Raw genomic sequence first — 26,097 nt, 5'->3', positions numbered from 1 at the left:
GCTGCGGGTCTTTTTTTGGCTGGAACGCGCGTCGCCGCGCGTTCCGGACACATCGACCGAAGTCGATTACATGTCCATGCCCATGCCGCCCATGCCGCCCGGCATGCCGCCCGGCATCGGCGCTTCTTCCTTCGGCAGTTCCGCGACAGCTGCGTCCGTCGTCAGCAGCAGGCCTGCGACCGATGCCGCGTTCTGCAGTGCGGTGCGCGTGACCTTGGTCGGGTCGACGACGCCGGCTTCGACCATGTCGACGTACTCGCCCGTAGCTGCGTTGTAGCCGTAGTTGCCCTTGCCTGCAGCAACCGCTGCGACCACGACGCTCGCTTCTTCGCCACCGTTCGTGACGATCTGGCGCAGCGGCTCTTCCATCGCGCGCAGCACGATCTTGATGCCGGCGTTCTGGTCGGCGTTCACGCCGGTCAGGCCTGCGATCGCGGTGCGTGCACGGATCAGCGCGACGCCGCCGCCCGGGACGATGCCTTCTTCAACGGCAGCGCGGGTTGCGTGCAGCGCGTCTTCGACACGTGCCTTCTTTTCCTTCATTTCGACTTCGGTCGCAGCGCCGACCTTGATCACCGCAACACCGCCGGCCAGCTTCGCCACGCGCTCTTGCAGCTTCTCACGGTCGTAGTCCGACGTCGCTTCTTCGATCTGCGTGCGGATCTGCTTGACGCGCGCTTCGATGTTCACGGCTTCGCCTGCGCCGTCGATGATCGTCGTGTTTTCCTTGCCCACTTCGATGCGCTTCGCCTGGCCCAGTTCTGCCAGCGTTGCCTTCTCGAGCGTGAGGCCGGTTTCTTCCGCGATGACCTGACCGCCGGTCAGGATCGCGATGTCTTCCAGCATCGCCTTGCGACGGTCGCCGAAGCCCGGCGCCTTGACGGCAACGGTCTTCAGGATGCCGCGGATGTTGTTGACGACCAGCGTTGCGAGCGCTTCGCCTTCGACGTCTTCAGCGATGATCAGCAGCGGACGGCCTGCCTTCGCGACTTGCTCGAGCACCGGCAGCAGATCGCGGATGTTCGAGACCTTCTTGTCGTGCAGCAGCACGAACGGGTTCTCGAGGACGGCGACTTGCTTGTCCGGGTTGTTGATGAAGTACGGCGACAGGTAGCCGCGGTCGAATTGCATGCCTTCGACGACGTCCAGCTCGTCGGCCAGCGACTTGCCGTCTTCGACGGTGATCACGCCTTCCTTGCCGACCTTGTCCATCGCTTCAGCGATGCGATCGCCGATCGACGAATCGCTGTTCGCCGAAATCGAGCCGACTTGCGCGATTTCCTTGTTCGTCGTGCACGGCTTGCTGATCTTCTTCAGCTCTTCGACTGCCGCTGCGACGGCCTTGTCGATGCCGCGCTTCAGGTCCATCGGGTTCATGCCCGATGCGACGTACTTCATGCCTTCGCGGACGATCGATTGCGCGAGGACGGTTGCCGTCGTCGTGCCGTCGCCTGCGTTGTCGCTGGTCTTGGAAGCGACTTCCTTGACCATTTGCGCGCCCATGTTCTGGAGCTTGTCCTTCAGCTCGATTTCCTTCGCGACCGACACACCGTCCTTGGTGACCGTCGGGCCGCCGAAGCTGCGCTCGAGCACCACGTTGCGGCCCTTCGGACCCAGCGTGACCTTCACTGCGTTGGCGAGAATGTTCACGCCTTCGACCATCTTCGAGCGGGCGGAATCGCCGAATACGACGTCTTTAGCTGCCATCTTCTAACTCCTTGGATTCTTGGGAATATGTACCGTAAGTGGACGCTTACTTGGCGTTGACCACGGCCATGATGTCTTCTTCGCGCATCACCAGCAGTTCCTGGCCGTCGACCTTGACGGTCTGGCCAGCGTACTTGCCGAACAGGACGCGATCGCCGACCTTCACGTCGAGCGCGATCGGCGCGCCCTTGTCGTCGCGCTTGCCCGGGCCGATGGCCAGGACTTCGCCTTGATCCGGCTTCTCAGCGGCTGCGTCGGGGATCACGATGCCCGAGGCGGTCTTGGTTTCCTGATCGAGGCGCTTGACGATCACGCGATCGTGCAAAGGACGAAGGTTCATATTCACTCCTCTCTTGACTGAGATTGAAGAACGCTTGGGAATCTGCCCGGCGGGACGCCCGGCAGAAAATTGTTAGCACTCTCGTGCAGCGAGTGCTAATTATATGGACGGGTTTTGACAAATTCAAGAAGGGGGGACGCGCGATTTTTGCGCGCTTTCGAACGACCCGAAGCGCACCGCCAAGCACCACAAATATGATTTAAAAACATCGACTTACAACAAAACCCCAGACTCGCCGCGGCGCCTCCGCGTCAACTCGCCGGCGATCCGCCCCCTGTCGGACACCGGGTAAGCACGGGTGTCCGAACGCGCTGACCAGGGGATTGATCTGAAGTTTGCATCGCCCAATGGAGACGGCATCCGCGCACGGATGCGCCCGGCCGTGCTGACGCGCGGCATGCGGATCATTCAATGCATCGCGTGATCGCCGAACTGGAGGCCGCACAGCAGCTGGTCGCAAGCCGCGTCGTCTGCGCGAGCGTCAGCGTCGACAGCAGCTCGGCGAGCGGCGCCGACAGGCCGAGCCGGAACATGCCCGCCTCGCGATCGTCTCGCAGCAGGCGTTGCGCGAGCATCAGATAAGACAGGTTGATGTCCCGAATCGAATCCGGCGTCTCGTTGTTATGGTTCACGTCTCTCTCCGTTGGGCGGGGTCGCCGCGTGTGACCGGCGCGCATCGCCGGCCCGCCGTTCGTCTTTGCTCCAGCGGCGCGCCGTCACGCGCACCGCCGGACATACCCGGCGTTCAGCATCCGCCGCGCACGTCCGACACGCCCTCGGCGATGAGGCTCTTCGCCAGTTCGCGTAAAAGGTGCTCGGTCAACGCGCCGGCGCCGCTCTGGGCGAGGCGTTGCAATTCGATCAGGTCCTGGGCTGCGCGGCTCATGATGGTCTCCATGTGGTTTTGAATACCGGATGTCAAGCTGCTGGTTCGACAAGAAGGAAGCCAGCCACTCAAGCCTCATGCAGCGTTCGATCGCTGAACCGGGCACGGAGGCGTCCGTTGTGGGGATATCGGCACCCGCGTCGGGGGCAGGTTCGATCACGTCGGACGAAAAACGGAATACGTTTGTTGTGAGGAAAGTATCGGCAACGGCGGGCGGGATTCAAATCATCGAACGCTGATCTTCACGTCATATTTTCGCGGGCCGTCGTGTAGGGATTCGCCGACAGGGCCGGCGCGCCGCTGACAGCCCGCGCGGCGCCTTCGGCCCCGCGCGTCAGCCGCGGCCCGCCGGCCCGCCCTGCGGGTCCGCACAGCATGCGCGGCACGCGCCGGCGACCGGCGCGAACGACCGGCCGTCCGCCTCGACGCAGGCGCCGAGCAGTTGCGCGAGCCCGCGCGCGCCTTCGCGCATCACGACGTCGTGATTCCATTTGAACAGCGGACGGGCCAGCGGCGCGAGCCAGTTCATCCAGCGCACGTGCGTGCGGATGTGCCAGTCGTAGCGAACGATCGTGCGCTCGGCATCGCCGGCGAACGACCAGCGGCCGTCGCCCTCGACCGCGCCGCTCGCGCGGCCTTCGAGCACGCGCATCGGCTCGACGCGCAGCACGCGCATGTCGAAGCTCAGCCGGTACGGCAGCGCGCCCTTCCATGTGTACCGGTGCAGCGCGCCGACGCCGTGCGGGTCGCCGCATTCGACCTCGACGGTCCGCTCCGCCCCCTTCCACCAGTCCGGCCACACGTCGACCTGGTAGATCGCGTTCCAGACCGCCGCCAACGGCGCGTCCACCCGCCACGTCGTCGAGAACCGGTACTCAGCCATGCCGCCTCCGGCATATCAGGGATCGAAGAAATGATCGGGGAACGCGACGTCGATCTCGACATCGTCGAGCGTGACGGTCTCGAGCGGCCGGCCGTCGCCGTCCGCGAAGCTGACCACCTTCAGCGGAAAGCCGTCCTCGGCGTCGAGCCATAGCTGGTAGCGATGCACGCCCGCCACCGCATGCGCGGGCGCGCCGGTGACGGTGACGCGCAGCGCGGTCCGGCCGCCGACCGGCTCCTCGCCCTGCAGCACGGTCACGCCGCCTTCCTGCAGCGCGCGCACGTTGCGCAGCAGCTCGCCGACATCGGACTGGTCGACCCGGTGGCCGCTCGGGTCTCGCACGAGCGGATTGGTCGGCGCCAGCGACAGCGCCGGCGGCAGATGCGCGCCGAACGGCCGCACCCGCACCTTGCGGCTGACCGGATCGTAGACCAGCACCGCGCCATGATGCGGCGCAACGAAATCCATCCGGACGTAGCCGGGCTTCCGGTACGCGTAGCGGACCTCGGTGTGCTCGCCCTGCCGCGGCCACGCACGGATCGTCGCCCGGTACGAGCTCGCCTGCTCGAAATGCGTCTGCGCGACGGTCACGGGGTCTGCGGTCATGCTCGCTCCAAGCAACGCGGCGGCGGCCAGCCATCCGGCAATCACGGCGCCCCCTCGACCTCCAGCACGCCCTCCATGCCGCGGTCGCGGTGGCTCTTGAGGAACAGCAGCCGATGCGTGCAATAGTAGGCGAAGCGGCCCGCCTGCGTCGGCGTGAAGCGGAAGGTCCTCGGCGTGGTCGACAACTCGGTGCGCACCGCGATGCCGGCCTGCGGCGCGTCGATCGCGAAGCTGTGCGGCGTCAGCCCGGCCTCCTTCGACACCGTCAGCTCGACCGGGACGCGGGCCTTCACGATCACGTGGCTCGGGTGAAAGAAGTAGCTGCCGCCGACGATCGCGACCCGCTGCACGCCGTCGGCGTCGACCGGCACGCGCACCGGCGCATCGTCGGCGGCGCGCGCGGCGCCCATGCCGGCCGCGCCGGCCGCCAGCGCAAGCAAGATGATTCGGGCCGCTCGCCACATCGCATCCTCCGTTTCCGCGCTACGCGGCTCGTCATCCCTTCCACGCGTTGGTCGAGCCGCCGAGCGCGCCGCACGCTTCCATCGCGATCTCGCGCAGGCGCGGCTCGTCGCCGCGGCCGGACAGCGCATAGCCCATCCCGCGATCCGACCAGAAGTAGGTGCGGCGGCCGTCGGCGACGAGCGCGCGCGGCGCCACGCTGCGCCCGCTGAAGACGGTCGCGTACAGCGTCACGCGCTCGCCGTCCGCGCGCTGGTACATGAACTGCGCGGCCGGCCCCGATACGCCGGGCAGCAGCCGCCCGCCGATCAGCGTGTAGCCGTATTCGGCGAGCGACGGCGCACGCACCGGCTGGCCGACGCGTTCCGACAGCCACGCCGCGAGCCGCTCGGGCTCGCTCGCGCCGATCTCGACCGGGTGCTGGCGATCGATCGCGTACACCGCGTACGCGACGTCCGCGCGCGCGGCAAACGCCGGCGTCCCGCCGAACGTCGTCCATTCGGCATGCAGCGCGAGGCCGAGCAGCAGCCCGGCCGCGAGCCCGCCGAGGCCGGCCGCGACGGCGCGACGCCACGATGCTCGGCGCTGCACGAACAGCACCGGCGCCGCACCGGGCAGCGGGAACAGCGCTTGCAGCGCAGCGCGCTGCGCACGGTAATGCGCGAATCGTTCGGCATCCTCGTGATTCGCCTGCAGGCGTTCGAGCACCTCGCTCCGCTCCGGCCCGGACAGCTCGCCGTCCAGCAGCGCGGACAGCAGCCGGGCCGACGCGTCCGCGTCGTGTTCGTTCGAGGGCTTGCGCGAATCGTCCATCATGTCTTCCTGATCACCCGTAGCGCGGCGTGCCGGCTCGCCGACGCGTCGTCCGACAACAGCGCGCGCATGTGCTCGCGCGCCCGCGCCAGCCGCGACATCACGGTGCCCACCGGCACCGCCAGCACCTGCGCGGCCTCTTGGTAGCTCAGCTCCTCGAGCGCCACCAGCAGCAGCACCTCGCGCTGCTCGACGGGCAGCCGGTACAGCGCGCGCTGCACGTCGCGCAGCAGCAGCCCGCTGATCTCGCCCGCGGGCGCGGCCATCGTCTGCCAGGGCGCGGTCGCGTCATCCACCGCGATCTCGCGCCGCGCGCGCAACTGGTCGATGAAACGGTGACGCAGCAGCGTCAGCAGCCACGCGCACAGGTTGCCGTCGACGCGCGGCGGCTTGTTCAGCGCGCGTTCGAGCGTGTCCTGCACGAGATCGTCGGCCCAGGCCGGGTCGCCCGTCAGCGCGCGTGCATACCGCGTCAGGCGCGGCAGCCACACCAGCAGGTCCGATTCGTAGCTCATCCGGACGCCTCGCGCAGCGGCGCGCCGTCACGGCCGCGCAACGTGCCACATGCCGCCCATCCCGTCGCCGCCCGCGTCGCCCGGCTTGCCGTCCATCTTCCACCGGTACAGCGGGTGTCCCTTGTACGCCCATTGCATCTTGCCGTCGTCGCGCTTGACGAGACTCCATGCGCCCGACGCCTTGTCATAGGCATCGGCGAGCGCCGGCGGCCAGCTGGCCGCGCATGCGCTATCGCACTGGCTCTTGCCCGGCGCGTCGCGATCGAACGTGTACAGCGTCATCCGGTCTTCGTCGACCAGCTTCCCGCCGCTGACCTGCGGCAGCTCCGCGGCGGCGGGCATCGCCGCCCCGATCGTCAACGCGGCGACGAGCAGCATCCGTTTCATTCCCGCTCTCCTTCGCATGGCATAGCGACGCGCACGGCGCCGCCGGGCGCGGACGCGGCCGGCGCGAAACCGGAGAATCGACGCCATCGCGGAAATTATCCCGCCGCGCGGCCGCGCCGTGACTCGGTAGATAAACGGACGAGCGCGGCCAATTATTCCGTCGCGACCCGACAAATGTGTGGAAGCGGCGAGCGACGGCCGGGTTCGCGGGGGTGCGCGAACGGGGTCGAATGGAAAAGGCGGCATGACATCGCTGTCGTGCCGCCTCGCTTGACCGCCAGCGGGCAACGGCGATGCACGCCGCTGCCCGGGGTCTCCGCTGTGCTATCTCGGCAGTGCGCCCGTCAGCGTCGTCAGCAGCGACGACACCGGCGCCAGCGGGTTGTTCGCCGAGCCGCCGCCCGAGTGCGGCGTGACCGACACGCTCGGCGTCAAGCCGAGCGCCGTGCCCACTGCGGCGCCGGCCGAGTTGACGACCGTGGCCGTCGCGGTCGCGCCGGTCGTCAGCGCCGAGCCGATCGCACCCGCCGTGCTGCCGGCCGCACCTGCGCCCGCGCCCATCAGGCCACCGCCCGCCGCCGCCGTCGAACCGGCCGCGCCGGCGAGCGCGCCGCCCGCCTGCGACAGTGCCGCCGGGCCGTTCGCGAGTGCCCCCGTCAGCGCGCCGGCCGCTTGCGACAGCGGTGCGCCCGCGTTGCCCAACGCGCCCGTCGCCGTGCCGAGCGCACCGGTCAGCGCGCCGGAAGGATTGCCGCCGCCCGTCAGACCGTTCACGAGATTCGTGACCGGCGCGATCGGGCTGCCGCCGGCCGCGCCGGTCAGCGTGTTCACCACTTGGGTTACTGCGCCCTGGACCGGGGCCAGCGGGTTCGTGCCGCCGAGGGTGCCCACAGCCTGATTCAACACACCCTGAACTGGCGCCAGCGGGTTCGCGCCACCGCCGAGGCTGCCCAATGCGCCCGTCAGCGCGCCGGAAGGATTACCGCCGCCGAGCGTGCTCACGACCTGATTCAGCGCACCCTGGACCGGCGCCAGCGGATTGGCGCCGCCGCCCAGATTGCCCAGCGCGCCGGTCAGCGAATTCACCGCGTTGCCGAGTGCGGCTGTTGCCGTGCTCGCGGCGTTGCTCAGCGCGCCGGCCGGGTTGCCGCTGCCTAACGCGCCCGCGACCTGGCTCACCGCGCCTTGCACCGGCGCGAGCGGGTTCGAGCCGCCGAGATTGCCGAGTGCGCCCGTTACCGAACCGAGCGCCCCGCTCAGCGCGCCGGCCGGATTGCCGCCGGTCGGTAGCGCGTTCTGCAACCCGTTGACGAGGTTCGTGATCGGCGCGATCGGGCTGCCGCCGCCCGCGCCGGACAGCGTGTTGACGACCTGCGTCACCGCGCCTTGCACCGGCGCCAGCGGATTGGACCCGCCGAGGTTGCCGAGCGCGCCGGTCAGCGAGTGCACGGCGTTGCCCAGCGCGGCTGCCGGATCATTGCCGCCGAGCGTGCCGGCCAACTGCGTCACCGCGCCCTGCACCGGCGCGAGCGGGTTCGTGCCGCCGCCGACATTGCCCAGCGCGCCGGTGATCGTGTTCACCGCGTTGCCGAGCGCACCGGCCGGGTTGCCGCTGCCGAGTGTGCCGACGGCCTGGTTCACTGCGCCCTGCACCGGCGCCAGCGGGTTAGAACCGCCGCCGACGCTGCCCAGTGCGCCCGTCGCTGTATTCAACGCGCCGCTCAGTGCGCCCGCCGGATTGTTGCTGCCCAGCGTGCTTACGACCTGATTCACCGCGCCTTGCACCGGCGCCAGCAGGTTCGATCCACCGCCGACGTTGCCCAGTGCGCCCGTGACCGTGCCGACCGCGCCGCTCAACGCACCAGCCGGATTGTTGCTCCCCAGCGTGCCCACGACCTGATTCACTGCCCCTTGCACCGGCGCCAGCGGATTCATCGTGCCGCCGCTGCCACCGAGCGCGCCCGTCACGGTATTCGCCGCACCGGCCAGTGCGCCGGCCGGATCGCCGAGCGACGTCTGGATGGCGCCCGACCCGGACGCGGTCACGCTGAGCGATCCCAGCGGCGTCGCACCCGCCGCGGTGATGCTCGCCGACATGCCGTTCGACGGCGGATTGACGATCACCTGCGGAATCGACAGCACATCGAGCGACCCGGCCGCCGCGGACCCCGATGCCAACACCCCGAACACCGTCGCTACCGACAGCGCCGCACCCGTCAATTTAAAGTTTCTTCCCATCGTAACCTCGTCTCGGTTGGCACTACGTTGATGAAGCACCGGGACGGACTGCACGAAGCATGCCATCGGGAAAATCAGGTTTTCATTTCTCGTCTATTGCATTGAAATAGCGCCGCGCCAATTGATTTCATTAAGGAAAATTCAGCGCACCCCGATTAATGATATGAAGAAACGGGCACCACGGACGCGGATGTAACGTAACGTTTGCGAAGCTCAGGGTAACGTGTTCCGGTACATTCCGAGCGTATCCGGAACATGCATTTCATGACGTCGGCATGTCAATCCGATTGACTGGCCATCGCCCATTCCGCAATTATGAAAATGCATTTAAAAAGCGCACCTCGTACCGAATCGCTTATTACTGTTACGCGAGATCTTTCCGGCGAATTACGCAGACGATTGAAAATCACGCGAGTATCGATATCGACGACAGCCGAATGAAAAATCGTGTCCGCGCGGCGCAAGCGCGCGCTCAGCCGAAGCGCGCCGGCCGATAAGGATGGGGATCGATGTAGGTCGGCGCGCCCGTCATCATCTCGGCGAGCAGGCGGCCGGTCGCGGGGCCGAGCGTCAGCCCGTGGTGGCAATGGCCGAACGCGAACCACAGGCGCGGGTGCCGCGGCGCCGGCCCGATCACCGGGCGCATGTCGGGCGTGCACGGCGCCGTCGCGCACGCGCCATGCGTTCTTCCGCTCGATCGGCCTCGGTCTCGAGGACGTCGCGATCGCGCACGCGCTCTACACGCACCTGACGCACGCATGAGCAGCGCGCGCACGCGAGCCCGATACAATGGCGCAACCGCCGCGGCGGCCGCGCGTCGGCGTGCCGGAGCGACGGGCCGCCGGCCCGCCGGCCCGCCGGCTCGCCCGGCGCGGCTCACCCCAGGGTCTGTTTACATATGGAACGTACATGCGTTGCCACGAGAACGGCCGTTCGCGAGGCGCGCGACGCCGCGAATACTGGACTATCGCCAAGGAGCGCAACGCGGCGAGCGGCCGTTCTCGTGGCAACCCCAAATTGAAAAACCATTCCAGGGAAATGCCCGCAATCGCATGTACGTTCCACATGTAAACAGACCCTAAAGTGCGATCCCGATGCGCAAGCAGAAATCTCCCGTCAAAGACCTGCTGCTGTCCCGCTACGCGCCGCTTGCCGACGGCATCGCGACGCTGTTCTTCCCTTACGCGGAAGTCGTGATTCACGACCTGCACGACCAGACCGTGCTGTACCTCGCGAACAATCTGTCGAAGCGCGAGGTCGGCGACGACTCCGCGCTCGAGGAAATCGACCACTCGGCGCGCGAGCGCGTGATCGGCCCGTACGAGAAGCTCAACTGGGACGGCCGGCGGATGCGCTGCGTCAGCAACATCCTGTTCGACGACGAAGGGCATCCGGCCGGGATGATGTGCATCAACTTCAACATCGCGGTGTTCGACGACGTGCGGGCGACGCTCGACCTGTTCATCAAGGGCGCAGGTGTCGTCGCGCAGCCGGACGAGCTGTTCCGCGACGACTGGCAGGAGCGCATCAACACGTTCCTGCACGGCTGGCTGCGCGAGCGGCAGATCGGCCTGAACGGGCTCACGCGCGAGCATCGGCGCGAGCTCGTCGAGGCGCTCTACGCGGAAGGCGCGTTCCGCGGCAAGAGCGCGGCGAACTACGTCGCGAACGTGCTCGGGATGGGACGCGCGACGGTCTACAAGCATCTCAAGCATCTGAAGGACACGCAGGGCGACGCATAGGCGTCGAAGCAAAAAATGATATAGTCGCGGTTACATTTTTTCCCGAACCGCCATCCCATGCCGACCGCCTCCTCCCCCGCGCTTCCCCCGACGCTGACCGTCGAAATCTGGTCCGACCTGATCTGCCCGTGGTGCTGGATCGGCAAGCGCCGTTTCGACGAGGCGCTCGCCGCGTTCGCGCACGCGGACCGCGTGGACGTCGCGCTGCGCGCGTACCGGCTGTTCCCCGGCCAGCCGGTCGAGCCGGTCGAGGCGATGCTCGCCGGCAAGTATCGGCTGGCGCCCGCGCAGGTCGACCAGATGCTGCGGCAGGTGACCGACGCGGCCGCAAGCGTCGGGCTGCGCTACGACCTGCCCGGCACGCTCGTCGGCGACACGCTCGACGGCCACCGGCTCGTGAAGCTCGCGGAAACCACCGGCCGCGCGCATGCGCTGACCGAGCGGCTGTATCGCGCGTACTTCAGCGAGCACGGCGCGCTGTTCGATCACGGCGCGCTGGCCGATCTCGCGGTGGACGCGGGGCTCGAACGCGCGGCGGTCGAAGCGGTGCTGCGCAGCGACGCGTACCGGAGCGAAGTCGACGCCGACGTCGCGCGGGCCGAGCAGATCGGCGGCCGCGGCGTGCCGCTGTTCGTGTTCGGCGGGCGCTACGCGGTGTCCGGCGCACAGCCGGCCGACGTGTTCGCGCAGGCGCTCGAGCAGGCGTGGCAGGACGGCATCGTCGCGATCGGCGGCGACGACGCGGCCGCATGCGGCCCCGACGGCTGCGCGCTGCCGCAGCGCGCGTAACGGCGTAACGGTCCGCTTCACTGCTGCCAGAAACCGGCAGGAAGCCGCGCCGTGCGGCGTCTAGAATGTTGCCTTTCAAATAACTAAAAAAGGCCGCCTCCCCATGACCCACGGCATCCACGGCGAGAAGCGCTGGTACACGCTGATCGTCCTCTGCCTCGGCGTGCTGATGATCGTGCTGGACAACACGATCGTGAACGTCGCCCTTCCGTCGATCAGCGCCGACCTGCACTTCAGCGAGACGGCGCTCGTCTGGTTCGTCAACGCATACATGCTGACCTTCGGCGGCTGCCTGCTGCTCGGCGGCCGGCTCGGCGACCTGTACGGACACCGGCGCATGTTCCTCGCCGGCCTCACGGTGTTCACGCTCGCGTCGCTCGCCTGCGGCGTCGCGCAGTCGCAGGCGCTGCTGATCGCCGCGCGCGCGGTGCAGGGGTTCGGCGGCGCGATCGTGTCGGCGGTGTCGCTGTCGCTGATCATGAACCTGTTCACCGAGACCGGCGAGCGGGCGCGCGCAATGGGCGTCTACGGCTTCGTCTGCGCGGGCGGCGGCAGCATCGGCGTGCTGCTCGGCGGGCTGCTGACGAGCGCGCTGTCGTGGCACTGGATCTTCCTCGTCAACCTGCCGATCGGCATCGCCGTCTACGCGCTGTGCACCGCGCTGCTGCCGCGCACGCGCGCGCCGGCCGCCGACGCGCGGCTCGACGTCGCGGGGGCCATCACCGTGACCGCGTCGCTGATGCTCGCCGTCTACGGGATCGTCAACGGCAACGAGGCCGGCTGGCTGTCGACGCAGACCGTCGCGCTCGTCGGCGCGGCCGCCGCGCTGCTCGCGCTGTTCATCGCGATCGAGGCGCGCGTCGCGCACCCGCTGATGCCGCTCACCCTGTTCGCCAAGCGCAACGTCGCGCTCGCGAACGTGATCGGCGTGCTGTGGGCGGCCGCGATGTTCGCGTGGTTCTTCCTGTCCGCGCTGTACATGCAGCGCGTGCTCGGCTACCGCCCGCTCGAGGTCGGCCTCGCGTTCCTGCCGGCCAACCTGATCATGGCCGCGTTCTCGCTCGGGCTGTCGGCGCGGATCGTGATGCGCTTCGGGATTCGCGGCCCGATCGCCGCCGGCCTGCTGCTCGCCGCGTGCGGCCTCGCGCTGTTCGCGCGCGCGCCGGTCGACGGCGGCTTCGTGTGGCACGTGCTGCCCGGCATGGCGCTGCTCGGCGTCGGCGCGGGCGTCGCGTTCAATCCGGTGCTGCTCGCCGCGATGGGCGACGTCGACCCCGCGGATTCGGGCCTCGCGTCCGGCATCGTCAACACCGCGTTCATGATGGGCGGCGCGCTCGGGCTCGCCGTGCTCGCGAGCCTCGCGGCCGCGCGCACCGATGCGCTCGCCGCAAGCCAGGCCGCGCCGCTCGACGCGCTGAACGGCGGTTATCACGTCGCGTTCGCGTTCGGCGCGGTGTTCGCGGCCGCGGCCGCGCTGATCGGCCTCGCGCTGCGCATCCGGCGGCAGGCCCTGGCAGGAAGCGGGGTCGGCAGCGCGATGCACTGATCCGGGGCATTGGCTGCAAGCGGCCGGGCGGCCGATTTTTAACGCAGTCGTACACCGCCCCGCCAGTTTTGCGACAATGTCGGACTTTGACGCGCGCGCCGCCGCCGCGCGTCGCCGCCGAACGCCACCCAATCGCCTGCTGCCGATGTCGCTTCCTCATATCGATCTGCTGTACTCCCTGTCCGGCCTGTTCGTCGGCATCCTCGTCGGCCTGACGGGCGTCGGCGGCGGTTCGCTGATGACGCCGATCCTCGTGCTGCTGTTCGGCGTCCACCCGGCGACCGCGGTCGGCACCGACCTGCTGTACGCGGCCGCGACCAAGGCGACCGGCACGCTGGTCCACGGCCTCAAGGGCTCGGTCGACTGGCGCATCACGGGCCGGCTCGCCGCGGGCAGCGTCCCGGCGTCGGCCGTCACGCTGTGGATCCTGCACACGTACGGGATGCACACGCCCGCCGCCGCGCGGCTGATCCAGCTCGTGCTCGGCGGCGCGCTGCTGCTCACGTCGCTCGCGCTGATCTTCCGCCCGCAGCTCGCGGCGCTCGCCGCGCGCAACCCGCTCGCGCCGAGCCCGGCGCGCACGCTGTGGTCGACCGTGCTGACGGGCGCCGTGCTGGGCGTGCTGGTGTCGATGACGTCGGTGGGCGCCGGCGCGATCGGCGTGACCGTGCTCCTGCTGCTGTACCCGGCGCTCGCGACGACCCGCATCGTCGGCTCCGACATCGCGCACGCGGTCCCGCTCACGCTCATCGCCGGCATGGGCCACTGGCTGCTCGGCTCGGTCGACTGGTCGATGCTGCTGTCGCTGTTGATCGGCTCGCTGCCCGGCATCGTGATCGGCAGCGTGCTGTCGACGCGCGCACCCGAGCGCCTGCTGCGCAACCTGCTCGCCTCGACGCTCGTCGCGGTCGGCCTGCGGCTCGTGCTCGCGTGACGGCAGGCGCGCCACGCGCGCGCCGCTCCAATCAAGAACGCCGCCCGGCTCGTGACCGGGCGGCGTTTTTTTACGTCGCGTCAGGCGGCGCGTGCGCCGCCCGCGCTCAGTGGAGCTGCTGCTGTTGCTCCAGCTTCTGCTGGCGCAGTTGCTGCGCGCGCATCTGCAGCTTCTGCACGCGCTGCAACGCCGCGCGGTTCGCGAGGATGCCGTCGTAGAAGTTGCCGAGATCGCCCTTCAGCGCGGTCCGCGACGCGTCGTTCAGGTAGATCATGTGGCCCGACGGATAGTTCTTGATCGTCAGGTTCTGCGCCTTGATCGTCGGATCGAGCGGCATCTGCGCGAGCGTCAGCTCGGTCTGGTGGAACGGCGTCACCGCGTCGAAGTAGCCGTTCGCGGACAGCACCTTCAGGTCCGGGTTCAGGCTCATCGACGACGCCAGGTCGCCCGCCGTGTACAGCGTGTTGCCGCCGCCGCGGTTCGCGCCGGTCGGGTCCGTATGGCTGAAGTCCCAGTTGTTGAACACCTGGTCGTTCAGGTCGACGAACGACGACGTCGACGTGTACTTCAGGTCGGTGTTCAGGTAGCTGTTCCACAGCACGGTGTACGCGCCGCCGATGTTGTTGATCGACGGATCGTTGCCGCCCGAGTTCGGCAGGATGTACGGCGCGATGCCCTTGCCCGTGTAGTTCGCGCGGCCGTCGTACTGGCCGATCTGGATGCCCGGCACGAGCGTCAGGAAGAACGTGTACGGCGGGTTGTCGTTCGACGACGGCACGTTGCCGAGCGCCGCCGGGTTGCCGAAGGTCTGGATCAGCGAGACCGGATCGGTGCCGATGTACGAGCCCATCTGCTGCGCGGTCTGCAGGTTCAGGTTCAGCCGCACGTTGACGAAGCCGCCGTCCTGCGGATTCGGCGCCTGCGCGATCGGCGCGAGCACGTTGTCCGCGTAGTTGCGCGCCTGCACCATGTATGCGTCGAGGTCGGTCGGCGTCGGGGTGACCGTCGACTTCTTCCAGTAGAACGCATCGGCGGCAAGCGTCGGGAACGTGCCGACCGCGGACAGCGCGTTCGCGTAGTCGAGGATCGACGACTGCAGCGTGATCCCGTTCAGCTCGATGCCGTCCTCATGCAGCGCCCACGACACGACCGCGCTGCGCGCGGTGCCGTACGACTCGCCGAACAGGAACTTCGGCGAGTTCCAGCGCGAGTACTTGGTCAGGTAGCGCTGGATGAAGCGGTCGATCGAGCGCGCGTCCTGGTCGACGCCCCAGAAGTCCTTGTTCTTCGCCGGGGCGATCGCCGCCGAGTAGCCGGTGCCGACCGGGTTGATAAACACGAGGTCGGAGCGGTCGAGCAGGCTGTCCGGGTTGTCGAGCAGCTTGTACGGCGCGGGCGGCGTGAAGTTCGGGAACGACGACTGCAGCCGCTTCGGGCCGAACGAGCCGAGCAGCAGGTAGACCGACGACGAGCCCGGGCCGCCGTTGTAGAAGAACGTGACCGGGCGCGGCTTCGACGGGTCGGGATTGTCCTGCGTGTACGCGACGTAGAACATCTTCGCGTTCGGCTGCGACGTGACCGGATCGATCGTCGTCAGGTGGCCGGCGGTAGCCGTGTACTTGACGACCTTGCCGCCGATCGACACCTGCCGGTGCACGACCGCCGCGCCTTCGGTGGCGTCGGTCACCGCGTCGTTGGGGCCGGTGCCGTAGACGTCGGTGTCGACGAACGGCTGGTCGGCCGGCGCGGCGTTCGTCGCGGCGCCGGACGCCGGCGTATTCGCGGCCGTGGCCGCCGCGGCTGCGGCGGCGGACGGGCTCGCGCCGTCGTCGCCGCCGCACCCCGTGACGAGCAGCGCGGCGGCCGTGGCCGCGACGAGCGGGCCGCTCAGCGTCGTTCCAAATAGCGCGAAACCGTCTTTCAAGGACTTCAGTGTCGTCATTATTGCCTCTCGAACAGAACGATAAATATCGCCGGACGCAAAGGATGATTTGATCCGGCGTTCCGCACCAGGAGCGCATTCGTTATGCGACGCACTCCGAGTTTTTTACCGGCTCGATGCAAATCGACCGGCATGATTTACCCCACCCGATATTCAGCAAGCACCCAATGGAATCAATTCCATTGAAAACGGCAATTCAAAATCACTCGCGATTTCACGCCCGATTCCCGGCCGTGGCGAACCGCATGCAGATCGAAGGCAAAGCCTCACCCCGCAAAGCCAGGCCGGACAAGGCCGCTTTGCTGCGAAAGGGCGAGCAATCCCTCTCGGCGGAGCGCCGATCAATCGCAAAATTGCGTTCAATCGCGGCCCGGGCCGAATTAATAAAACCGAAAGGATTATATAAACGAAAGGAAAGGAATATGTGTCCCGGATAATTTATTAAATTAAATGAAAACACCGGCGCATAATAAATTCCGGGTTTTCAGCCGTAAAGTAACAATTTGTTACGGCGCGGGCGTTTCGCCGGGCATCGAATCCGGGAAGCGATTCCCGTGCATGGTCGAAAAAAAAGCCGGACGCGCGCGTCCGGCTTCGGGCGGGCGGCGGCGCGCGTTCAGAACGGCACGTCGATCGCCCCCGCGCCGACCGTGATCACATTGCCGCCCGGCGCGGCCGAGATCGGCGGCAGGTTCGCGGTCGTGAGCGCCGGCGCCGCGCCCGGCGTGCCGCCGCGCGGCACGGTGCGGATCACCTGCGACGGCGGCAGCGGCGCGCCGTTCTTCAGGTGCCGCCACATCAGGTTCAGCGCCTGCAGGTCGTAGTAATGCACGGGCACGAAGCGCGTATCGAAGCCGGCGACCGGCAGGAATGCGTCGAAGTGCTGACCATTCGTCACCTCGTAGAACGCCAGCTGGCTGCGGCCGCCTTCGCTGATGCTGTTCTGCGCGACATACGCGCGCGACGCGTGGTTGACTGGCACGAGCGCATCGCTGCGGCCGTGCACGATGATCGCGGGCTTGCCCTGCAGGTTCGCGTTCACGCGCACCGCGTCGACGTTCGCGGGCATGTTCAGCTGCCCGTTGGTCCACAGCTGGCGCAGGCACAGCGCGCCCGCGAAGCTCGCGTCCGGCGTCGCGAGGCGATGGTCGACGCCGCTCGCGGGCCCCGTGTTGAACACGAGATTGATGCCGTTGGTCGGCGGCACGCCGTTGCCCGCGCCGAACACGCTCGGCATCGGCGACGCGGCGGGCGGCGCCACCGCGCCGGTGGCCGCGTTCGTCGTCGCGAAGCTGAAATTGCACAGGTTGTCGACGACACGCGAGCGCGTGTACGCGTTCGCGTAGGTCACCGCGATCGCCGGTATCGCCTGCGAATCCCACATCGGCGCATGCAGCATGTCGGAATCGGCGAGATAGCCGGCCGCGTGCAGCTGCGCGAGCGCGTCGGCGGCCTGGCTCTGCAGGTCGGCGCCCGCGACGAGCCCGGCCGCGGCCAGCGTCGCGCAGCGCTGCGCGCGAATCGACTGCGTGACGGCCGACGGCAGCGCGGTGAGATACGGCGCGCCGGCCAGCGCGGACGCCGCCGCCGCGCACGGCTGCATCAGGTTCGCGAAGGTCGCGTAGTCGGCCAGCGGCCGCCCGAACGACGGCACCGGGGCGCCGCCCTGCCGCACCACCGCATTCGGCGCCAGCCGCACGTTGATCTGCGGCTCCCCGACCACGACCGCGGTAATCCAGTTGCGCGTGTCCTGCTCGGCCGCCGCGAGCGCCGAACCGCCGCCGTTGCTGACCGACGCGGCGATCGTTGTGATGTCGCCGGGGCGATAGCGCACGCCGTGGCGCGTGCCGTCGATCAGCGGTCCGAACTGCTCGTTGAGCGCCCAGTACGCGAACTCGACCGCCTGCAGCGTCACGCGCCCCCAGTCCTGTTCCGGGTTCTGCTGCGAATGCGCGTGCTTGAACGCGTAGCGGTTCGGGAACTGCGCGTTGTACGCGGCCAGCTCGCCGCTCGACACGTTCGCGGTGAAGAAGCTCGCGTTGCCGGCGAGCACCGCGTTCGCGAGCGTGCCGTCGATCAGCGTGACGGTGTCCGAGCCGAGCTCGTGCGCGCCGTTGCCGCCGCCCTTGTCGTTGTACGCGACCGCGCAGCCGCGCTTCAGGCCCCACTCGCCAGCGGCCGAGATCGCGCCATACACGCCGCGCGAGCCGGACGACGTCGCGGTGACGATGCACGGCTGCGCCGGGTCGAAGCTGGTCGGCACCTGCACGAGCAGCGTGACGTTCCGGCGGCCGCTGCCGTCGTCGGAGTAAGCGAGGTATTCGGTGCCGGCGATCCGGCCTTCGCCGAGCGTGTCGTTGCCGTCGAGATCGACGTTCGGCCCCCAGAAGCGGCCGTAGCCGCCGTTCGCGCTCATGTCGACGATCGCGCGGTAGTTCGACCAGATCGCGAGGCGGCGCAGCTCGGCCGCCGTCGGCCGGGCCGGGTTCGCGAACGCCGGCGGCGCGGCGCTCGCGAGGCCGCTCTTGCCGAGGCCGGCCGTCAGCAGATCGTCGCTCGCGCCGTCGTAGGCCGTCGTGCGCACGCTGCCCGCGATGAAACCGGGCAGCTGGTTGCCGTCGCGCGTCTCGTTGCCGTTGCAGGCCCCGAACAGCGTCACGACGGCGGCCAGCGCCGCTCCGAACCCGACCCGCCTGCCCCACCGTAGCTTCGTCATTGTCGCCCTCTCTCTCGTTATGTCGGATGGACTCCAAGCGAAAACGGGCCCCGGATTTCCGAGGCCCGCCTGGATGCGAGCGCGAGCGGCGCGAACGCGCCGCCCCGCGTCATTGCGGCTGGACGCTCAGCTTGTTGCTGACGGACGTGACGCCCGGCACGCCCTTGGCCGCGGCTTCGGCCTTCTCGATCTGTGCGGCGTCGGGCACCGAGCCCTCGAGCGTGATCGCCCCGCCCTTCGAACGCACGACGATGTTCGCGACGTCGACGCCGTTCTCCTTCGAAATCGCCTTGCGCACCGCATAGCCGAGCTTGCGGTTCGCCTGCTTCGCGGATTTCGCGGCGGCCTTCGATGCGCTCTTCGCGGCGGCGGGCGCTTCGGGCGCCGCCGGCTCGCTCGACTGCGCGTAGACGCTGCCGGACAGACACGCGGCCACCGCGGCCACCCCCAACGCTCCCAACGCTCTCGACACGATCGACTTCATGCTATCTCCTAGTGAATCAAAACGGCCGCGCACAGTGCGGCCGACTACCCCCAAAGGCGGCCGGCCTGCACGCGCGAGCGCGGCGGGACAGCCGGTGATTTCCACGGCGATGCGAGAGAGGCGGGACGTAACCGGCGGCCGGCGCACGCGAAGGCGGGCCGGCCGGGCCGGGCAGCCGCCGGCCGGGCGCGCCCGGTCTGGTCGGGTGCCGGGTCGCGCAAGTCGGGCGTGGCTGCGTCGCACAATGTAATCCAGCGCCCGCGGAAGCGCAAAGCTTTTGACGCGGCGCCGGCGCCGGCCGGGCCCGCCGGAAGCGCCGAATTCGCGCATGCGCGGCGAATCCGGTTACCATCGCCGCGAATGCATGCGATCCATGACGCGTCCGCGTCATCGATCCGTCATGCGTGCGTCACTCGCCTATCGCCGTTCATGAAGCCACTCCTGCGCCCTCGCCGGCCGCCCCGCATCCTCGCCCGCTTCGTCGCGGTGTCGTGGCGCGACCTCGCGCTGTCGGTCGGGCCGACCGTGCTGCTCGCGGTCGCCGCCGTCTGGCTCGCGATCAGGATGATCCAGCCCGCGCCGCCGTCCACGCTGGTGATCTCGTCCGGGCCGCCCGGCAGCACCTACTGGAACGCCGCGCAGAAGTACAAGGCGATCCTCGCGAAGAACGGCGTGACGCTCGACGTGGAGTCGTCCGAAGGCTCCGCGCAGAACCTCGAGCGGCTGTCCAACCCGAAGGCGACGGTGGACGTCGGCTTCGTGCAGAGCGGCATCGGCCCGAAGACGCGCGACGAGCACCTCGTCGCGCTCGGCAGCATCGGCTACGTGCCGCTCGCGATCATGTACCGCGGCCCGATCGTCGCGCGGCTGTCGGACTTCAACGGCAAGCGGCTCGCGCTCGGCCCGGAAGGCAGCGGCGCGCGCGAGCTGAGCCTCGCGCTGCTGAAGATGAACGGCATCGCGCCGGGCGGGACGACCGCGCTGCTGCCGATCGCCGGCGAGGACGCCGCCGAGGCGCTGCTCGCCGGCAAGATCGACGCGGCGTTCCTGTCCGGCGACTCGACGCAGATCCCGGTGATGGCGAAGCTGTTCCGCGCGCCGGGCGTGCACGTGTACTCGTTCACGCAGGCGGAAGCCTATGCGCGCCGCTTCCCGTACCTGACCGCGATCACGCTGCCCGAAGGGGTCTACGATCTCGGCCGGAACCTGCCGCCCGCCGACATCCACACGGTCGCGCCGACGATCGAGCTGGTCGCGCGCGACTCGCTGCACCCGGCGCTGTCCGACCTGCTGATCGAGGCCGCGCGCGAGGTGCACGGCCACGCGACGATCCTGCAGCACGCGGGCGAATTCCCGTCGGCGCTCACGCGCAGCTTCCCGCTGTCGGACGACGCGGCGCGCTACTACAAGTCGGGCAAGACCTTCCTGTACCGGCGGCTGCCGTTCTGGGTCGCGAGCCTCGTCGACCGGCTGCTCGTGATCGTCGTGCCGCTCATCGTCGTGCTGATTCCCGGGTTGCGGGTCGTGCCGGCGCTGTACGGCTGGCGCGTGCGCTCGCGGATCTACCGCTGGTACGGCGCGCTGATCGCGCTCGAGCGCAACGCCCTCGGCGAGCACACGGCCGCCGAGCGCGTCGAGCTGCTCGACCGGCTCGACGACATCGAGGATTCGGTGAACCGGATGAAGATGCCGCTCGCGTATGCCGGGCAGTTCTACGTGCTGCGCGAGCACATCGGCTTCGTGCGCGAGCGGCTGAGCGCGCACGAAGCCGATCCGCACGGCCGCCCGCACGACGCGCCGCACGCGTCCGGCGGCGACGGCGCGCCCCCCCGGGCGACACCGGGTTCCGTCTGAGCGCGCGATCCGCGATCATTGCCGCATCGGCCGGCCGCCGCGTAACATGGAGGCCGCCGCCAGGCGCCGCGCGCCGGCCGCCGGATCACCGGCCGCCCCATCCTCTGGAGATCGTCATGACAACCGGCCTCGACACCGCCCAGCCCGCCTGGTTCTTCGATTTCGTCTCGCCGTTCTCCTACCTGCTGCTCGAACAGTATGAACGTTGGCCGGACGTGCCGTTCGCGCCGGTCGCGGTGTCGCTTTACGACCTGCAGCGCCACTGGGGCCAGCGCCCGAGCGCGGACGTGCCGGCCAAGCGCATCTTCACGTATCGGCATGCGCTGTTTCGCGCGGAGCAGCTCGGCATCCGCTTCAAGATGCCGCCCGCGCACCCGTTCGATTCCGACAAGGCGCTGCGCCTCGCGATCGCGCTGCGCGCCGACCTCGCGACGGTGCGCGAGATGTTCCGCTTCATCTGGCGCGACGGCAACGACCCGTCGACGCCGGACGGCTTCGCGGCGCTGTGCGAGCGGGTCGGCGTCGGGCATGGCGACCAGCTGATCGAATTCGAGGAAACCGCCGCGCAGTTGCGCCGCCACATCGACGACGCGATCGCGCTCGGCGTGTTCGGCGTGCCGACGTTCTGGATGAACAGGCAGCTGTTCTGGGGCGAGGACGCGCTGCCGATGGTGCTGTACTGCGCGCGCACGCCAACCTGGCTCGAGACGCGCGAAGTGAAGCGCATCAGCGCGCTGCCGAAGGGGCGCGCGTAAGCGCGTGTCCGTGCGTAATAGCGGGCATCAACCGGTCACGATGCACGGGCGCGCGCGCCTGCGGTAAGGTTACGCGTCGCCCGCGCCATCCCCCATCCATGCAAGACGACGACCGTACCGCCTCGCTCGACATCTGGCTCGTGCGCGTGCTGCGCACGCTGCTGCTCGAGCGCAGCGTCACGCAGGCCGCGCTGCGGCTCAACCAGACCCAGCCCGCGATCAGCACCGCGCTGCGCAAGCTGCGCGAGACGCTGAACGACCCGATCCTCGTGCGCGGCAAGTCCGGGATGGTGCCGACCGAATACGGCGCGTCGCTGCTCGACGCCGCGCAGCGCGCGCTGCGCGAAGTCGATTTCATCGCGACGCCGCACGGCGAGTTCGCGCCGGAAAGCGCGCGCCGCACGTTCCGCATCGCCGCGCCCGACTACCTGAACGACTTCTTCATGCCGACGCTGATCGCGCGCTTTCGCGACGCGGCGCCGCACGCGCATCTGGAAATCGATTCGCTGAATCCAACGCTCGATCACGCGGGCGCACTCGAATCCGGCGCGCTCGATCTCGTGATCGGCAACTGGCCGAAGCCGGACCCGCGCTTCGCGCGCGACGACCTGTTCTCCGACGCCGTCGTCTGCCTGATGCGGGACTCCCATCCGCTCGCGCAGGCGCCGCTCACGCGCGACGCCTACGCCGCCGCCGCGCATCTCGCGCCGACGCCCTACACCGGCGCCAAGCGCAACGCGATCGAGATCGGCCTCGCGCGCGCGGGCCTCGCGCGGCGGATCGTGACGACGCTGCCGTACTTCGGGCTCGTGCCGCAGGTGCTGCTGCAATCGGACCTGATCTTCACGACGACGCGGCGTTTCGCGACGCACTATGCGCAACTGCTGCCGCTCGTCGTCGTCGCGCCGCCGGTGCCGTTTCCGCGCATCCGCAGCTATCTGCTCACGCATCCGCAGCCCGATCGACCGACCGACATCGCGTGGCTGCGCGCGCTGATGCAAAGCGTGTCGGACGAGCTGACCGCCGCGCGCGGCGCGCGCAAGCGCTGACGCCGCGCGGCTGCGAGCCAGGGCCTGTTCACGCGGTGCAGAACGTTTCCTGGAGATGGGTCCAGCGCACCGCGCCCGCCGCATCGCGTTCGAACACCGCGGTCGCGCGCCGCGCGGGCAGCTCGCCCGCCGCCGCGTGCTGCGCTTCGAGATAGGTGATGACCGCGTGGCGGTCGTCCGACACGAGCACGTGCGTTTCCGATAACCCGATGCGCAGCCCGGGCTTCGCGCCGGCCAGCTTCGCGAACAGCGCGCGCGTGCCGTCGTGGTCGAGCGCGCGGCCGTCGGTCAGGATCATCGTGAAGCCAGGCGCGAACGACGCCATCAGCGCGTCGAGTGCCGCAGGCGCGGTGTCGGCGCCGGACAGCCAGCGCTCGATGGCCGCGAGGCTCGCGCCGAGCGCGTCGAGAAATACCTGGGAATCGGACATGGTCACCTGCACGGAAAGGCGCGGCCCCGCGCCGCGCGATTCGTCAGTGTAGGCAAAAGCGCGCGGCCGTGCGTCGCCGCGCCGTCACCGCACGCAGGACAGGTCGTCCGCCGGGCGCCCCGACGCCGCGGCCTTCACGTCCGCCACCGGCACGCCCGCGCGCGCCTGCAGCAGCTCCGCGCAGACGGCCACCGCGATCGAGCCGGGCGCCTTGTCGACGATCCCGGCGATGCCGATCGGGCACACCATCTCGCGCATCCGCGCCGGCTCGACGCCGCGCGCGACGAGCCGGCGCTCGAACTTCACCCGCTTCGTGCGCGAGCCGATCATCCCGAAGTACGCGAAGTCGCGCCGCCGCATGATCCGCTCCGCCAACGCGAAATCGAGCGCATGGTTGTGCGTCATCACGAGGAAGTACGCGCCCGGCGGCGCTTCGTCGACGAGCGCCTCGGGCGTGTCGGTCGGCTCGGGCTGCACGTTCGGCGGACATTCGTCCGGGAACAGCTCGTCGCGCGTGTCGACCCACTGCACGACGCACGGCAGCGCGCCGAGCAGCGTCGCGAGCGCGTGGCCGACGTGCCCCGCGCCGAACAGCACGACGTGCATCGGCGGGGGCGCGCCCGTGGCGCGGTTGCGCCGGCCGGTGCCCTTGGCGAACGTCATCTCAGCCTCGCGCCGCGCGCACGGCCTGCACCGCGCGCAGGATCGACTCGCCCGTCGCCGGCGCGTCGAGCGGCGGATTCACGCGATAGTCGCCGACCGCCGCGACCGCGTCGCGCACCGCGAAGAACACCGAGAACGGCAGCAGCAGCGGCGGTTCGCCGACCGCCTTCGAGCGGTGGATGCTGTCCTCGGCGTTGCGGTTCTCGAACAGGCGCACGTTGAATTCGGGCGGCGTGTCGTTGACGGTCGGGATCTTGTACGTCGACGGCGCATGCGTCATCAGCTTGCCGCCCGCGTTCCACCACAGCTCCTCGGTCGTGAGCCAGCCCATCCCCTGGATGAACGCGCCCTCGACCTGGCCGATGTCGAGCGCCGGGTTCAGCGACGCGCCGACGTCGTGCAGCGCGTCGACGCGCAGCGTGCGCATCTCGCCCGTCAGCGTGTCGATCACGACTTCCGACACGGCCGCGCCGTACGCGTAGTAGAAGAACGGCCGGCCCTGCAGCTTCGCCTGGTCCCAGTGCAGCTTCGGTGTCGCATAGAACCCGTCGGACCACAGCTGCACGCGCGCGAGATACGCCTTCGCGATCACCTCGCCGAACGGCACGCCGGTCTCGCCGATCCATACGCGATCGTTGCCGAACCTGACGGCCGCCGCGTCGAGCGCGCCGCCGCCGTAATGCTTCGCGGCGAACGTCGCGAGCCGCTCGCGCAACTGCCGCGCGGCATCCTGCGCGGCCTTGCCGTTCAGGTCCGAGCCGGTGGAGGCGGCCGTCGCCGACGTGTTCGCGACCTTGCTCGTGTCGGTCGCCGTCACGCGAATCCGCTCGAAGCGGATGCCGAGCTCGTGCGCGACGACCTGCGCGACCTTCGTGTTGAGCCCCTGCCCCATCTCCGTGCCGCCGTGGTTCACGAGCACCGAGCCGTCGGTGTAGATGTGGACGAGCGCGCCCGCCTGGTTGAAGTGCGTGACGTTGAACGCGATGCCGAACTTCACCGGCGTGAGCGCGATGCCTTTCTTCAGCACCGGGTTGCGCGCGTTGAATTCGCGCACGCCGGCGCGCCGTGCACGATAGCCGCTCGTCGCCTCGAGCTCGGCGAGCAGCTCGGGCAGCACGTTGTCCTCGATCGTCTGCCCGTAAGGCGTCACGTTGCGCTCGGTCTTGCCGTACAGGTTCGCGTAGCGCACGTCGAGCGGATCGCGGCCGAGCGTGCGCGCGACGTCGTCGAGGATGTACTCGATCGCGAACGCGCCCTGCGGGCCGCCGAAGCCGCGGAACGCGGTGTTCGACTGCGTGTTGGTCTTGCCGCAGTAGCCGGCGATCGACACGTCGGGCAGCCAGTACGCGTTGTCGAAGTGGCACACGGCGCGCGTCATCACCGGCCCGGACAGGTCGGCCGAAAATCCGCAGCGCGACGTCATGTCGACCGCCACGCCGTCGAGGCGGCCGTCGTCGTCGTAGCCGACGTCGAAGTGATAGTGGAAGTCGTGCCGCTTGCCGGTGATCAGCATGTCGTCGTCGCGGTCCGGACGCAGCTTCACCGGGCACAGCAGCTTCCACGCGGCGAGCGCCGCGCAGCACGCGAACAGGCCCGACTGCGATTCCTTGCCGCCGAACCCGCCGCCCATCCGCCGGCATTCGACCAGCACGTTGTGCGACGCGACGCCGAGCACGTGCGCGACGAGGTGCTGCATCTCGCTCGGGTGCTGGGTCGAGCAGTACACGTGCATGCCGTCGTCGTCCTTCGGCACCGCGTAGGCGATCTGCCCTTCGAGGTAGAACTGCTCCTGGCCGCCGAGATTCATCCCGCCCGCATGGCGATGCGGCGCGGCGGCGAGATGCGCGGCCGCGTCGCCGCGCGCGAGCTTCAGTGGCGGTATCACGTAGGACTGCGCGCGGCGCGCGTCCTGCGCGGTGAGGATCGCGGGCAGTTCTTCGTAGTCGACCTTCGCGCGGCGCGCGGCGAGCCGCGCGGTTTCGTGCGACGTCGCGACAACGATGAACATCGGCTGGCCGACGAACTGCACGACGCCCTTCGCGAGCACCGGGTCGTCGTGGATGATCGGGCCGCAGTCGTTGACGCCGGGAATGTCGTCGGCGGTGAACACGGCGACGACGCCGGGCGTCGCGCGCACCGCGTCGAAGTTCATCGACAGGATCTTTGCGTGCGCTTTCGCCGAAAGGCCGAGCGCCGCGTGCAGCGTGCCGGCGACGAGCGGGATGTCGTCGGTGTAGGTCGCGCGCCCGCTCACGTGCAGATGCGCAGATTCGTGCGGACGCGACACGTGCACCTGGGCTGAGTCGGTCTGCGGATCGAGGGTGTTCAGGAATGCTTCGGCTTGCTGGTTCATCGT

General features: G+C 69.1%; 24 protein-coding genes and 1 pseudogene. 7 read left to right on the top strand and 18 right to left on the bottom strand.

Going from position 1 to position 26,097, the window contains the following annotated elements; genetic code table 11:
- Nucleotides 1–66: 66 nt before the first annotated feature.
- From groL to KY49_RS35015, 12 genes and pseudogenes are all read right to left on the bottom strand, one after another.
- Nucleotides 67–1,707, bottom strand: a complete 1,641-nt coding sequence (gene groL, locus KY49_RS02815; RefSeq protein WP_042583284.1) for a chaperonin GroEL — start codon at nucleotides 1,705–1,707, stop codon at nucleotides 67–69.
- A gap of 46 nt (nucleotides 1,708–1,753) precedes the next feature.
- Nucleotides 1,754–2,047 (bottom strand): co-chaperone GroES, encoded by a 294-nt coding sequence (gene groES, locus KY49_RS02810; protein WP_004186661.1) that lies wholly within the window; start codon nucleotides 2,045–2,047, stop codon nucleotides 1,754–1,756.
- Between the two features lie 414 nt (nucleotides 2,048–2,461).
- Nucleotides 2,462–2,622 (bottom strand): annotated as a pseudogene (locus tag KY49_RS35020) (flagellar transcriptional regulator FlhD); the annotation flags it as partial.
- A 170-nt stretch (nucleotides 2,623–2,792) separates the two neighbouring features.
- Entirely contained in the window at nucleotides 2,793–2,933 is a 141-nt protein-coding gene (locus KY49_RS36810) for a hypothetical protein (RefSeq protein WP_010099042.1), read from the bottom strand.
- 334 nt (nucleotides 2,934–3,267) lie between these two features.
- Entirely contained in the window at nucleotides 3,268–3,816 is a 549-nt protein-coding gene (locus KY49_RS02800) for an SRPBCC family protein (RefSeq protein WP_042583283.1), read from the bottom strand.
- Between the two features lie 15 nt (nucleotides 3,817–3,831).
- Nucleotides 3,832–4,422 (bottom strand): LolA family protein, encoded by a 591-nt coding sequence (locus KY49_RS02795; protein WP_442854602.1) that lies wholly within the window; start codon nucleotides 4,420–4,422, stop codon nucleotides 3,832–3,834.
- 41 nt (nucleotides 4,423–4,463) lie between these two features.
- Nucleotides 4,464–4,886 carry a quinol oxidase gene (locus KY49_RS02790; protein ID WP_042583281.1) on the bottom strand — a complete coding sequence of 141 codons (423 nt, stop codon included), beginning with the start codon at nucleotides 4,884–4,886 and terminating at the stop codon, nucleotides 4,464–4,466.
- A 31-nt stretch (nucleotides 4,887–4,917) separates the two neighbouring features.
- Nucleotides 4,918–5,700 (bottom strand): anti-sigma factor family protein, encoded by a 783-nt coding sequence (locus KY49_RS02785; protein ID WP_080422031.1) that lies wholly within the window; start codon nucleotides 5,698–5,700, stop codon nucleotides 4,918–4,920.
- Complete coding sequence (locus KY49_RS02780) at nucleotides 5,697–6,212, bottom strand: sigma-70 family RNA polymerase sigma factor (RefSeq protein ID WP_010099052.1); 516 nt, start codon at nucleotides 6,210–6,212, stop codon at nucleotides 5,697–5,699. Before KY49_RS02780 ends, KY49_RS02785 begins: the two co-directional genes overlap by 4 nt.
- 27 nt (nucleotides 6,213–6,239) lie before the next feature.
- Nucleotides 6,240–6,599, bottom strand: a complete 360-nt coding sequence (locus tag KY49_RS02775; RefSeq protein WP_042583279.1) for a COG4315 family predicted lipoprotein — start codon at nucleotides 6,597–6,599, stop codon at nucleotides 6,240–6,242.
- A 324-nt stretch (nucleotides 6,600–6,923) separates the two neighbouring features.
- Nucleotides 6,924–8,837, bottom strand: coding sequence for a beta strand repeat-containing protein (locus KY49_RS02770; protein ID WP_042583278.1), 1,914 nt, complete (start codon nucleotides 8,835–8,837; stop codon nucleotides 6,924–6,926).
- Nucleotides 8,838–9,309: 472 nt separating this feature from the next.
- Nucleotides 9,310–9,597 carry an NAD(P)/FAD-dependent oxidoreductase gene (locus KY49_RS35015; RefSeq protein ID WP_139253374.1) on the bottom strand — a complete coding sequence of 96 codons (288 nt, stop codon included), beginning with the start codon at nucleotides 9,595–9,597 and terminating at the stop codon, nucleotides 9,310–9,312.
- A 334-nt stretch (nucleotides 9,598–9,931) separates the two neighbouring features.
- Between KY49_RS35015 and KY49_RS02760 the strand changes: the two genes are divergently transcribed.
- From KY49_RS02760 to KY49_RS02745, 4 genes are all read left to right on the top strand, one after another.
- Nucleotides 9,932–10,579 (top strand): helix-turn-helix transcriptional regulator, encoded by a 648-nt coding sequence (locus tag KY49_RS02760; protein WP_042583276.1) that lies wholly within the window; start codon nucleotides 9,932–9,934, stop codon nucleotides 10,577–10,579.
- Between the two features lie 57 nt (nucleotides 10,580–10,636).
- A complete protein-coding gene (locus KY49_RS02755; RefSeq protein ID WP_042583275.1) occupies nucleotides 10,637–11,368 on the top strand; it encodes a DsbA family oxidoreductase in 732 nt (243 codons plus the stop codon).
- Between the two features lie 103 nt (nucleotides 11,369–11,471).
- Nucleotides 11,472–12,914: a DHA2 family efflux MFS transporter permease subunit gene (locus KY49_RS02750; protein ID WP_042583274.1), complete on the top strand. Its 1,443-nt coding sequence runs from the start codon at nucleotides 11,472–11,474 to the stop codon at nucleotides 12,912–12,914.
- A gap of 145 nt (nucleotides 12,915–13,059) precedes the next feature.
- Nucleotides 13,060–13,848 (top strand): sulfite exporter TauE/SafE family protein, encoded by a 789-nt coding sequence (locus KY49_RS02745; protein WP_042584524.1) that lies wholly within the window; start codon nucleotides 13,060–13,062, stop codon nucleotides 13,846–13,848.
- Nucleotides 13,849–13,954: 106 nt separating this feature from the next.
- On the opposite strand, the gene KY49_RS02740 is transcribed toward KY49_RS02745, so the two are convergent.
- The 3 genes from KY49_RS02740 to KY49_RS02730 form a co-directional block, all read right to left on the bottom strand.
- On the bottom strand, nucleotides 13,955–15,790 hold the full coding sequence (locus tag KY49_RS02740; RefSeq protein ID WP_042583273.1) for a S10 family peptidase: 1,836 nt from the start codon (nucleotides 15,788–15,790) through the stop codon (nucleotides 13,955–13,957).
- 616 nt (nucleotides 15,791–16,406) lie between these two features.
- On the bottom strand, nucleotides 16,407–18,506 hold the full coding sequence (locus tag KY49_RS02735) for a D-(-)-3-hydroxybutyrate oligomer hydrolase (RefSeq protein ID WP_042583272.1): 2,100 nt from the start codon (nucleotides 18,504–18,506) through the stop codon (nucleotides 16,407–16,409).
- Between the two features lie 109 nt (nucleotides 18,507–18,615).
- Nucleotides 18,616–18,990, bottom strand: a complete 375-nt coding sequence (locus KY49_RS02730) for a BON domain-containing protein (RefSeq protein WP_029226428.1) — start codon at nucleotides 18,988–18,990, stop codon at nucleotides 18,616–18,618.
- 429 nt (nucleotides 18,991–19,419) lie between these two features.
- On the opposite strand from KY49_RS02730, the gene KY49_RS02725 reads away from it, so the two are divergent.
- The 3 genes from KY49_RS02725 (at nucleotide 19,420) to KY49_RS02715 (ending at nucleotide 22,648) form a co-directional block, all read left to right on the top strand.
- Nucleotides 19,420–20,844: a TAXI family TRAP transporter solute-binding subunit gene (locus KY49_RS02725; protein ID WP_042584523.1), complete on the top strand. Its 1,425-nt coding sequence runs from the start codon at nucleotides 19,420–19,422 to the stop codon at nucleotides 20,842–20,844.
- Nucleotides 20,845–20,960: 116 nt separating this feature from the next.
- Nucleotides 20,961–21,599: a DsbA family protein gene (locus KY49_RS02720; protein ID WP_042583271.1), complete on the top strand. Its 639-nt coding sequence runs from the start codon at nucleotides 20,961–20,963 to the stop codon at nucleotides 21,597–21,599.
- Nucleotides 21,600–21,697: 98 nt separating this feature from the next.
- Nucleotides 21,698–22,648, top strand: a complete 951-nt coding sequence (locus KY49_RS02715; RefSeq protein WP_042583270.1) for a LysR family transcriptional regulator — start codon at nucleotides 21,698–21,700, stop codon at nucleotides 22,646–22,648.
- Nucleotides 22,649–22,676: 28 nt separating this feature from the next.
- Here KY49_RS02715 and KY49_RS02710 read toward each other — a convergent pair whose 3' ends face one another.
- From KY49_RS02710 to xdhB, 3 genes are all read right to left on the bottom strand, one after another.
- Nucleotides 22,677–23,078, bottom strand: coding sequence for a nuclear transport factor 2 family protein (locus KY49_RS02710; RefSeq protein WP_042584522.1), 402 nt, complete (start codon nucleotides 23,076–23,078; stop codon nucleotides 22,677–22,679).
- An 84-nt stretch (nucleotides 23,079–23,162) separates the two neighbouring features.
- Complete coding sequence (gene xdhC, locus KY49_RS02705) at nucleotides 23,163–23,741, bottom strand: xanthine dehydrogenase accessory protein XdhC (protein WP_042583269.1); 579 nt, start codon at nucleotides 23,739–23,741, stop codon at nucleotides 23,163–23,165.
- Nucleotide 23,742: 1 nt separating this feature from the next.
- Nucleotides 23,743–26,094 carry a xanthine dehydrogenase molybdopterin binding subunit gene (gene xdhB / locus KY49_RS02700; protein WP_042583268.1) on the bottom strand — a complete coding sequence of 784 codons (2,352 nt, stop codon included), beginning with the start codon at nucleotides 26,092–26,094 and terminating at the stop codon, nucleotides 23,743–23,745.
- Between the last annotated feature and the right edge of the window lie 3 nt (nucleotides 26,095–26,097).

It is taken from the genome of Burkholderia sp. MSHR3999 (assembly GCF_000833595.1).
Classification (GTDB): domain Bacteria; phylum Pseudomonadota; class Gammaproteobacteria; order Burkholderiales; family Burkholderiaceae; genus Burkholderia; species Burkholderia ubonensis.
Note: the sequence above shows the minus strand (reverse complement) of the source record. Positions and strands in the feature narration are given on the sequence as shown.